A 6,104-nucleotide genomic window follows, 5' to 3' on the forward strand; every position below is an offset into this window, starting at 1 on the left:
CGTTCCAGCGGTTCGATCGCACAGCGATCCAACACCAGATTACCGGCCTTGTCACGGCTCAACTCCACCAGCTTGACACTGGATGAGCTGATATCTAAACCCARCAAAGCGGGTTGTTGGCGGTTGAATAACGATCCCAGAGAGATCAAGGCGGTCCCCAAATGACGGCTAATATGTAGCCCTGCATACTTAAGAAATCACTTGAATAGTAGCAGTAAGCTCTTTGTGCAGTAAGGATTTTTCCTGTTTTGGACGTCTGGAACGTTGTCAAAAGCAGACGGTCGTATCGGACCAGGAGTTTGCAATGTTCCCTAAAACGTTGTCTGCAAACGTAAAAGTATGGCCCTTGCCCTGACACCCCGCACAACCCGCTTCCCGGGATTTTTATAATGGTGACGCGACTTTACGATTGTCTACATGCCCTCCACACCCACGTCTTCTGATTCAAACTCTGCCCCGGTCAAGCAAGGTCGCGCAAAGTCCCTTGTCCCCCGCTGGCTGGTCATGTTCTTTTTGTGGAGTGGTGGCCTGTTGCTGGCTGGTGTTGCCGCCGTCTTGCTGTTTGTGGCTGTGGCGCTGTCGGTTGCCTACCCCAACCTGCCGGATATCTCTGACTTGTCCGACTACCGGCCAAAGTTGCCATTGCGGGTTTACTCCGCCGATGGGGTGGTTATTGGAGAGTTCGGGGAAGAACGCCGCAGCCTCACCCCGATCAAGGACATCCCGCAGGTCATGAAGGACGCGGTGCTGGCCATTGAAGACGCCCGCTTTTTCTCACATGGCGGCGTGGATTACCTGGGCGTGATCCGGGCCGGCTTTGCCAATGTGGGCCGGGCCAAGAGCCAGGGCGCCTCCACCATCACCATGCAGGTGGCCCGCAATGTCTATCTGTCAGCCGAGAAAAGCTATACCCGCAAGATCTATGAAATCCTGCTGACCTTCAAGCTGGAGCACCTGCTGACCAAGGACCAGATCCTTGAGATCTATATGAACCAGATTTTTCTGGGAAACCGGGCTTATGGCTTTGCCGCGGCCTCAGAGGCCTATTTCGGCAAGCCCCTGAAGAACATCTCCATCTCCGAGGCGGCCATGCTGGCGGGCCTGCCCAAGGCACCTTCGGCCTACAACCCCATCATCAATCCCAAGCGAGCCCGGGCCCGGCAGCTCTACATCATCGAGCGCATGGAAGAAAACGGCTTCATTACCGCCGAAYAGGCCAAGGCCGCAAAAGAAGAAGAACTCAAGGTCAGGACCGGGCCCGATGCAGGCCGGGTACACGCGGAATACGTCGCTGAAACCGTGCGCCAGCTGGTTTACAACCAGTACGGGGACGAAACCTACACCCGCGGGCTGAATGTCTATACCACCCTGCGTGCCACCGACCAGACCGTCGCCTACAAAGCCTTGCGCAAGGGCATCATGGATTATGAGCGCCGGCAAATTTACCGGGGCCCCGAGAAGTTCATCGATCTGCCGGCCAATGCACRGGAAACGGAAGATGCGATTGACGACGCACTGACCGACAACCCCGACAACGGAGATGTGATGTCGGCCATCGTGCTGGAAGCCAATCCCAAACGAATTCTGGCCATGCGCCAGAACAGCGAAACGGTTGAAATTACCGGCGACGGCCTGAAACCCGCCCAATCCGGGCTGACTGACAAGGCCGGGCCCAACATCAAGATTCGCCGCGGCGCCTTAATCCGCGTGGCGAAAACACCGAAAAACACCTGGGAAATTACCCAGCTGCCTGAGGTGGAAGGCGCTTTTGTGGCCCTTGATCCGCGCGACGGTTCCATCCGGGCACTGGTGGGCGGGTTCGATTTCGAAAAAAACAAGTTCAACCATGTGACCCAGGCATGGCGCCAGCCGGGTTCCAGCTTCAAGCCCTTTATTTACTCCGCCGCCCTCGAGAAGGGCTTTACCCCAGCGACCGTGGTGAATGACGCCCCGCTGTTTTTCGACGCGGGCGTCACTGGCGGCCAGCCTTGGGAGCCCAAAAACTACGACGGCACTTTCGACGGTCCCATGAGTCTGCGGACCGGCCTGAAGAAATCCAAGAACATGATTTCCATCCGCATACTGCAGGCTATCGGCGCCCCGTATGCGCAGGACTGGATCACCCACTTTGGCTTTGAGGCCGAAAAACATCCCGCCTACCTGACAATGGCGCTGGGCGCCGGATCGGTCACCCCGATACAAATGGCCACCGCTTATTCGGTATTTGCCAACGGCGGTTTCCGCGTCAATCCCTACCTGGTCACCAAAATCACCGACCAGCGCGGCAAAGTCCTGCTGGAAAGCAAGCCCCCCGTGCTGGACGAATCAGCCCGGGCCATCGATGCGCGCAATGCGTTCATCATGGACAGCCTGCTGCAGGAAGTCGCACGCTCAGGTACGGCGGCCAAAGCGCAAGCCACGCTCAAACGCCCCGACCTTTTCGGCAAGACCGGTACCACCAATGACTCGATCGACACCTGGTTCGTGGGGTTCCAGCCTACGCTGACAGCGGCGGTCTGGATGGGTTACGACACGCCGAAAAAACTCGGCGACCGTGAAACCGGTGGCGGCCTGAGCCTGCCCATCTGGATCAACTTCATGGAATACGCACTCAAGGGCGTGCCGGTCACCGAATACCCACCGCCCGAAGGTGTCGTCAACGTTGGCGGGGAGTGGTATTACAGCGAATATGCCAAAGGTTCCGGAGTCAGCACAGTCGGTATACAACAGGACCCGGCAGCCGCCGGCACCCCGGCTACGCCAGGGGCGATCCAGGTGCTGCCGCCTTCAGACGAGAAAAAGCGCATCCTGGATCTGTTCAAGAACTGAGATGAAACGCATCAAAAAAGGGCTCCACGGAGCCCTTTTTTGTTTCAACGCCCATCACCGCACACCTGCAAGCTTCGGCTGCTACGCTTTATTTGCTTCCACGGGGGCCGCGAACACCAACGTCTGGCCGGCCTGCTCACTGGCATAGCGAGACAAATTGGCAAAAAACTCGCTCGAGTCCTTGGTATCAGCCCATTGCCCGCCACTGAATTTATAGTGGAACCCGCCGGCCTTGGCCGCCATCCATATTTCCTGCAAAGGCTTCTGGAGGTTGATGATGATCTGGCTGCGGTTGGAGAAAGTCAGCGTGACCATGCCGCCGGTGCGCTGGTTATCAATGTCCGCGTCGGTCTCATCATTGATACGGTCACAGGCGGTTTCAACGGCCCTGAGTGCACTCTCGGCCAGATCCTGGTATTCAAGGTCCGTCATTACAATCCCATCATGGTTTCTTCAGCTCAAATTTTAGGCCGCATCCGCCCTTCGGCCTCCCGCTATGGCCTTGCTGCAATTGTGGTCGGCGCGGCCTTGCTGGGCGGTTGCGGACAAAAAGGCGCACTTTACCTGCCAGTTCCCCCGAAGGTGCCGGCCACGGCCACCACAGCGCCGCCGGCTGCCGCGCCTGCAACGCCGGCGTCAGCCGCTCGCTGACCAGCAACCTGGCCGATTCATTGAAGATTCAGGCCATCCGGTGGCTGGGCCTTCAATCTAAAGGCGCCCGGCCGTTCATGCCGTCAATCGATCATGGCGCGCAAGCCCTGCGCTCCTTAAGATAGTTGCCAATAACTCCAACCGCTTCAAAGCCCATTCTTCATGACCCGCCAACCTCTCCCCGGCCACCCCCATTTTGCTTACCGCGATACCGAGCTGTTTGTTGAAAATGTCCGGCTTGGCGATCTGGCCGCGGCACACGGCACGCCGCTGTTTGTGTATTCCAAGGCAGCCATGCTTTCGGCGCTGGCGGCTTACCAGCGTGGCTTTTCAGGGCGCAACGCGCAAATTTGCTATGCCATGAAGGCCAATTCGTCACTCGGCATCCTGCAGGCATTTGCCCGGGCGGGTTGCGGCTTTGACATCGTTTCGGGCGGAGAACTCACCCGCGTACTGGCCGCTGGTGGCGAGGCCCGGAAGATCATTTTTTCAGGCGTAGGCAAAACCTGCAGCGAAATGCGCCAGGCCCTGAGCGCCGGCATCGGCTGCTTCAATGTCGAAAGCGAAGCCGAGCTGGATGTGCTGTCCGGGGTAGCTCTCGCCATGGACATGCGTGCGCCCGTCAGCATTCGCGTCAATCCCGATGTCGACCCCAAGACGCACCCCTACATTTCCACGGGCCTGAAAGACAACAAGTTCGGCGTGGCACACCAAGACGCGCTGCGCATCTACCGGCACGCGGCTTCGCTGAAAGGCTTGCAGGTCGTCGGCATCGACTGCCACATCGGCTCGCAAATCACCGACACCACACCGTACCTTGACGCCATGGACCGGGTGCTCGACCTGGTGGCAGCCATTGAAGCCGCGGGCATCCCGCTGGAACATATCGATTTCGGCGGTGGCCTGGGCATCAACTACAACAACGACACCCCGCCCGAAGCCGACGCACTCTGGCAGCAGTTGCTCGCGAAGATCGACGCGCGCGGCTACGGCAGTAAAAAATTGATGATCGAGCCGGGCCGCTCACTGGTCGGCAACGCAGGGGTTTGCCTGACGGAAGTGCTCTACGTCAAGCCGGGCGAGCACAAGAACTTCTGCATCGTCGATGCGGCGATGAACGACCTGCCACGTCCTGCGATGTACCAGGCTTTCCACGCCATCGTCCCCGTATTGGCCGAAGGCAAGACCGCCGAAGCGACGTATGACGTCGTGGGCCCGGTCTGCGAGAGCGGCGACTGGATAGGCCGCGACCGCGTGTTGTCTGTCGCGGCGGGTGACCAGTTGGCTGTGATGTCGGCAGGTGCGTATTGCATGAGCATGGCCAGCAACTACAACACACGTGGCCGGGCCGCTGAACTGCTGGTTGACGGTGTCGAAGTGCACCTCATACGCCGGCGGGAAACCGCTGAAGACCAGATGCGGCAGGAACAGCTGGTAGCGGGCTAATCCGGAACCACGCCCGGGGCAAGCGCGCGCCTCATCGGATCAGTGTCGATCAGCGCACATCGCTATCATTATGATAGCTGGTTGCGCACGTCGTATATGGGTTTCAGCCTCTTTTTCCTCAAGAACTGCTGCACACGCCAGCCGAGCAGTACGGCGATGATCGCAGCGTAAACGAACACTTCGGCAAAATTGTTCTTGCCGGCGCGCATCCAGAAAAAATGCAGCAGCCCCAGCCCGGCGATCATGTAGACCAGCTTGTGCAGCCACTGCCAGCGTTTGGCACCCATGGCTTTGATGGCCGCATTGAAGGACGTTGCCGCCAGGGGCGTCAGTAACACAAAGGCCGAAAACCCCACGAGGATGAAAGGCCGCTTGGCAATGTCTTTGGCAATATCGGCAAAGTCAAAGCCCATGTCGAACCAGCTGTAGCTCAGCAGGTGGACGACGACATAAAAATACGCGAACAGCCCCAGCATGCGCCGAAAGCGCGCCAGTGCAGGCGTGCTGGTGATGACCCGAAGCGGCGTGACCGTCAGGACGATGCAGATAAAGCGTAACGTCCAGTCGCCGGTGGCGCGTATCAACGCCTCGGCCGGGTTGGCGCCCAGCTGGTTGGTGAAGGCGCCGTAGAACAGCCAGACAAAGGGCAGCAGACAGACGAGGAACAGCACCGGTTTGGCGGCAGGGTGCAGCAACCATTTTTGCGCTGTCGACATCACAGCAATCCACCGCCGGGTCGACCTACATCGAAACACAGCGCAGCGTGCGTCCCAACCCAGCAGGGGCCGCGGAACCGGCTTTGCCGGGCCGCAGGCGCAGCGGCCCCCTCGGGGGGCAGCGCAGTACGCGAAGCGACAAGCGTGGGGGCCATATCTTTTAGAAGTTCTTCTTGAGGTCCATGCCCGCGTAGAGCTGGCCCACTTGCGCTTCATAGCCATTGAACATCAGCGTTTTGCGCTTCTTGGCAAAGAGGCCGTCTTCACCGATACGCCGTTCGGTGGCCTGGCTCCAGCGAGGGTGGTCGACGTCCGGGTTCACATTGGAATAAAAGCCGTATTCCTGCGCCGCGGCCTTGTTCCAGGCGGTGCGCGGCTCCTTGTCGGTAAAGCGGATCTTGACGATGCTCTTGCCGCTCTTGAAGCCGTACTTCCAGGGCAGCACCATGCGCACCGGTGCGC

The 6,104-nt window shown here is 59.2% G+C and carries 7 protein-coding genes; 3 read left to right on the forward strand and 4 right to left on the reverse strand.

The genetic code is table 11. The annotated features are described in order from the left end of the window. Positions 1-149: pilus assembly protein PilM (pilM, locus tag AC1D1P_RS11900; RefSeq protein WP_477673122.1), on the reverse strand; the 149-nt coding region annotated here is incomplete at its 3' end. Between the two features lie 268 nt (positions 150-417). Between pilM and AC1D1P_RS11905 the strand changes: the two genes are divergently transcribed. Then, the gene (locus tag AC1D1P_RS11905; protein WP_477673118.1) at positions 418-2,829 is read left to right on the forward strand and encodes a penicillin-binding protein 1A; all 2,412 of its coding nucleotides are present in this window, start codon (positions 418-420) and stop codon (positions 2,827-2,829) included. An 81-nt stretch (positions 2,830-2,910) separates the two neighbouring features. On the opposite strand, the gene cyaY is transcribed toward AC1D1P_RS11905, so the two are convergent. Beyond that, complete coding sequence (cyaY, locus tag AC1D1P_RS11910) at positions 2,911-3,261, reverse strand: iron donor protein CyaY (RefSeq protein WP_477673119.1); 351 nt, start codon at positions 3,259-3,261, stop codon at positions 2,911-2,913. A 12-nt stretch (positions 3,262-3,273) separates the two neighbouring features. On the opposite strand from cyaY, the gene lptM reads away from it, so the two are divergent. Beyond that, positions 3,274-3,480 carry an LPS translocon maturation chaperone LptM gene (lptM, locus tag AC1D1P_RS11915; RefSeq protein ID WP_477669889.1) on the forward strand — a complete coding sequence of 69 codons (207 nt, stop codon included), beginning with the start codon at positions 3,274-3,276 and terminating at the stop codon, positions 3,478-3,480. A gap of 162 nt (positions 3,481-3,642) precedes the next feature. Then, positions 3,643-4,926 carry a diaminopimelate decarboxylase gene (gene lysA / locus AC1D1P_RS11920; protein ID WP_477673120.1) on the forward strand — a complete coding sequence of 428 codons (1,284 nt, stop codon included), beginning with the start codon at positions 3,643-3,645 and terminating at the stop codon, positions 4,924-4,926. 68 nt (positions 4,927-4,994) lie between these two features. On the opposite strand, the gene AC1D1P_RS11925 is transcribed toward lysA, so the two are convergent. Further along, complete coding sequence (locus AC1D1P_RS11925; RefSeq protein ID WP_477669891.1) at positions 4,995-5,642, reverse strand: protein-methionine-sulfoxide reductase heme-binding subunit MsrQ; 648 nt, start codon at positions 5,640-5,642, stop codon at positions 4,995-4,997. A gap of 160 nt (positions 5,643-5,802) precedes the next feature. After that, positions 5,803-6,104, reverse strand: a 302-nt coding sequence (locus AC1D1P_RS11930) for a molybdopterin-dependent oxidoreductase (protein WP_477673121.1), incomplete at its 5' end; no start/stop codon positions are given.

Source organism: Polaromonas sp. P1_E1_2 (assembly GCF_056406035.1).

Coding starts and splice junctions, on each gene's coding strand:
- lysA (WP_477673120.1), top strand. CDS start 3,643: ATGACCCGCCAACCTCTCCCCGGCCACCCCCATTTTGCTTACCGCGAT.
- cyaY (WP_477673119.1), bottom strand. CDS start 3,261: ATGACGGACCTTGAATACCAGGATCTGGCCGAGAGTGCACTCAGGGCC.
- AC1D1P_RS11925 (WP_477669891.1), bottom strand. CDS start 5,642: ATGTCGACAGCGCAAAAATGGTTGCTGCACCCTGCCGCCAAACCGGTG.
- lptM (WP_477669889.1), top strand. CDS start 3,274: ATGGTTTCTTCAGCTCAAATTTTAGGCCGCATCCGCCCTTCGGCCTCC.